The 3,206-nt window shown below is 73.5% G+C and carries 3 protein-coding genes and 1 pseudogene; 1 reads left to right on the top strand and 3 read right to left on the bottom strand.

Translation table 11 applies throughout. The annotated features are described in order from the left end of the window. Positions 1–766: transposase (locus tag DKL51_RS28760; RefSeq protein WP_148097739.1), on the top strand; the 766-nt coding region annotated here is incomplete at its 5' end. A 23-nt stretch (positions 767–789) separates the two neighbouring features. On the opposite strand, the gene DKL51_RS28755 is transcribed toward DKL51_RS28760, so the two are convergent. The 3 genes and pseudogenes from DKL51_RS28755 to DKL51_RS35310 form a co-directional block, all read right to left on the bottom strand. Then, a complete protein-coding gene (locus tag DKL51_RS28755; RefSeq protein ID WP_124812765.1) occupies positions 790–1,449 on the bottom strand; it encodes a DUF998 domain-containing protein in 660 nt (219 codons plus the stop codon). Positions 1,450–1,519: 70 nt separating this feature from the next. Beyond that, positions 1,520–2,788, bottom strand: coding sequence for an RNA polymerase sigma factor (locus DKL51_RS28750; protein ID WP_124812764.1), 1,269 nt, complete (start codon positions 2,786–2,788; stop codon positions 1,520–1,522). Between the two features lie 9 nt (positions 2,789–2,797). Beyond that, a pseudogene (locus DKL51_RS35310) lies at positions 2,798–3,206 on the bottom strand (hypothetical protein); the annotation flags it as partial.

The following is a 3,206-nucleotide window of genomic DNA, read 5'->3' as shown; positions in this document are numbered from 1 at the left end:
GCGGCTGCGGCACGCGTTGCGGGAGTACTTCCCCGCCGCGTTGGCCGCCTTCGAGGACCTCGACGCCGCCGACACCCTGGAACTGCTCGCGAAGGCACCCGACCCGGCGAGCGCGGCGAAGCTGAGCCTGGCGCAGATCAGCGCGGCCCTCAAACGGGCCCGCCGCCGCGACATCGCTGCCAAGGCCACGGCGATCCAGGCCGTTCTGCGCGCCGAGCACCTCGGCCAGCCGGCCGTGGTCACTGCCGCCTACGCCGCGTCCGTGCGCGCTCTGGTCGCGCTGCTGGTCACCCTCAACGAGCAGGTCAAGGCCCTGCAAGGGCAGGTCGAGGCCCATTTTGGCCGGCACCCGGACGCTGAGACCATCCTGTCCCAGCCTGGACTGGGTGCCGTCCTCGGCGCCCGGATGCTCGCAGAGTTCGGCGACGACCACGGCCGCTACGCCTCGGCCAAGGCCCGCAAGAACTACGCCGCTACCAGCCCGATCACCCGCGCATCGGGCAAGAAGAAGACCGTCGCCGCCCGGTTCGTGCACAACGACCGGCTCATCGACGCCCTGATGACCCAGGCGTTCTCCGCGTTGAAAGCCTCGCCGGGCGCCCGCGCCTACTACGACCGGCAACGCGCCCGCGGCGCCAGCTACAACGCCGCACTGCGCCAGCTCGCCAACCGGCTCGTCGGCATCCTGCACGGATGCCTCAAAACCGGCACCCCATACAACGAGGCGACCGCCTGGTCCCACCACCTCGGCGAGGCTGCTGCTTGACATTCAAGCTCCTGGGATGTCTTTCAGGCGATGTGCGAACGGATGGAAACCGACACGGCGGAGAGCCAGCCGAAGATGACGGCCGAGCCGACGGCCAGCCGGATGCTGATGCTGTCCTGATCCGGCCAGGCCATCACGACCACGGTCGCCACGGCGCAGAGCACCGAGAACGCCGCCCAGCCGCGCTGCCGTGAATGCAGGAAGCGCCGGGCGAAGACCAGGCAGGCGATGGTCACCGACCCGAACGCCAGCATCGCCCCGACGCCGTGCCCGACGGCGTGCCAGCTCAGCGTCTCCGGCGCCCCCTCGGGGGCACCGGCCGGCCAGCCCATGCTCGGATCGGAGACCAGCACCCCGGCCACCACCAGCCCGATCCCGAAGACCGCCACCAGCGCCGGCCCCCACGTACCGGCCGGAGTGCCGCCCAGGGCCCGCCGCATCCCGGCGGCGCCGGCGAGGGACAGCAGCCCCGAGACGACGAAGTTGGCGATCTGGATCCAGCCCAGCTCGCCCAGGGCGAGCAGGCTGAGTGGCTGTCGGCTCAGGTCGAACCCATCCCGGGTGAGCACCTGCGCCGCCGCCACCACCCCGAACACCGGTCCGGCGGCGATTGCGCCGGCCAGCAGGGTCCGCGTCGGCACGGTCCGGGTCACCCCGGCCCGCGGCATTGTCGTACTGGTCATCTCGATCCCCTCGTCGTGATCGGCTCTCACTGACGCGTCGATCGGGTCGACCCGGATCCGACATGACGGCTCAAGATTTTTTCAGCGGGGCGCAGGCGGCTGCCCGGTCGAGCAGCAACGTCCGCTCCCGGGCATTGCCGGTGAGCGACGCCGCCCGCTCGAACTCGGCGCGGGCCTCGTCGTGGTGGCCGAGCTTGGCGAGCAGGTCGCCGAGCACGCTGGGCAGCAGGTGGTACTGCGCGAGCGCCGGCTCGTCGGCCAGGGCCCGGGCCAGTTCCAGACCGGCGGCCGGGCCGTCGGCGAAGGAGACCGCCACGGCCCGGTTGAGCTCCACCACCGGCGACGGCACGACCCGGGCCAGCTCCGCGTAGCGGGCGGCGATCCGCGCCCAGTCGGTCTCCTCGGGTGTACGCGCCCGCGCGTGGCACGCGGCGATCTCCGCCTGGAGGGCGTACGGGCCGGGGTCCCCGCCGAGCGCCCGCGCCCGGTCGAGGGCGGCCAGCCCGCGGCGGATGAGCAACTGGTCCCAGCGGCTGCGGTCCTGGTCGTTGAGGAGGATCGGCTCGCCGTGCGGGCCGGTGCGGGCGGCGGTGCGGGACGCCTGGATCTCCAGCAGCGCGGCGAGGCCGTGCACCTCCGCCTCCTCGGGCATCAGCCCCTGAAGGACCCGGGCCAGGCGCAGCGCCTCCGCGCAGAGCGCCGGGCGCATCCAGTCGTCGCCGGCGGTGGCCGAGTAGCCCTCGTTGAAGATCAGGTAGATGACCTCCAGCACGGAGGCGAGCCGTTCGGCGCGCTCCGCCGGCGCGGGGACCTCGAAGGGGACGTGCGCGGCGGCGAGGGTCTGCTTGGCGCGGGTGATCCGCTGGGCGATCGCCGGCTCGGAGGCCAGAAAGGCACGGGCGATCTCGCCGGTGGTCAGGCCGCCGAGCAGCCGCAGGGTGAGCGCGGCCCGGGCGTGCGGCGCGAGGATCGGGTGGCAGGCGACGAAGATCAGCCGCAGCAGGTCGTCTTCGATCGGCTCGTCCAGGGCGGCGTCGAAGTCCGGGCTGAACTCCTCGTCGCCGAGGTCACGGCCGAGTTCGGCGAGCTTGCGGTCCTGGGTCTGCCGGCGGCGCAGCGCGTCGACCGCCCGCCGCTTGGCGACGGTCATCAGCCAGGCGCCGGGGTTGGCCGGTACGCCGTCGCGCGGCCACTGCTCCAGCGCGGCGACCAGCGCGTCCTGCGCCAACTCCTCGGCCTGGCCGATGTCGCGCAGCATCGCGGTCAGGCCGGCGATCACCCGGCCGGACTCCATCTGCCACACCGCCTCGACGGTGCGGTGCACCTCGGGCTCCCCCATGGCCACCCATCAGAGCAGGTCGTACCGCTTCGGGACAAGGACAGGTCCGGCGGTCACCGCAGGGGTGGGACGGCCGTGCAGCGCCACCCCGTAGACCGGTTCCTTCCGACCCGACCGGTCCGGGCAGGAGCCGTACGGGCCGCCGACCATGCCGACGGTGCCGTCCCCGCACCGCATCAGGTAACCCTCGCCCGCCCAGAACCCGTCGACGCAGACGAAGTAGCGGCACACGTCCAGCGCCGGCTGCTGGACCAGCGAGCCGCCGCAGTAGGTGTAGCCGAACGGGTTCTCCGGCGCGCCGCACCGGTCCACCTGCGTCGCGGTCGGCGTCGGGGTGGGCCGGACCGTCGGCGACGGGATCGGCGGGGGCGTCCGGCTCGGCGTCGGGCTCGGCCCGGGGGCCCGGCCGGCCGGGCTG

The sequence above is a fragment of the Micromonospora globispora genome (genome assembly GCF_003857015.1).
Classification (GTDB): domain Bacteria; phylum Actinomycetota; class Actinomycetes; order Mycobacteriales; family Micromonosporaceae; genus Micromonospora; species Micromonospora globispora.
This window is presented reverse-complemented; position numbering and strand designations above follow the sequence as displayed.

Excerpts from the sequence above, each read along its gene's own strand:
- DKL51_RS28755 (WP_124812765.1), bottom strand. The coding sequence starts at position 1,449 with ATGACCAGTACGACAATGCCGCGGGCCGGGGTGACCCGGACCGTGCCG.
- DKL51_RS28750 (WP_124812764.1), bottom strand. The coding sequence starts at position 2,788 with ATGGGGGAGCCCGAGGTGCACCGCACCGTCGAGGCGGTGTGGCAGATG.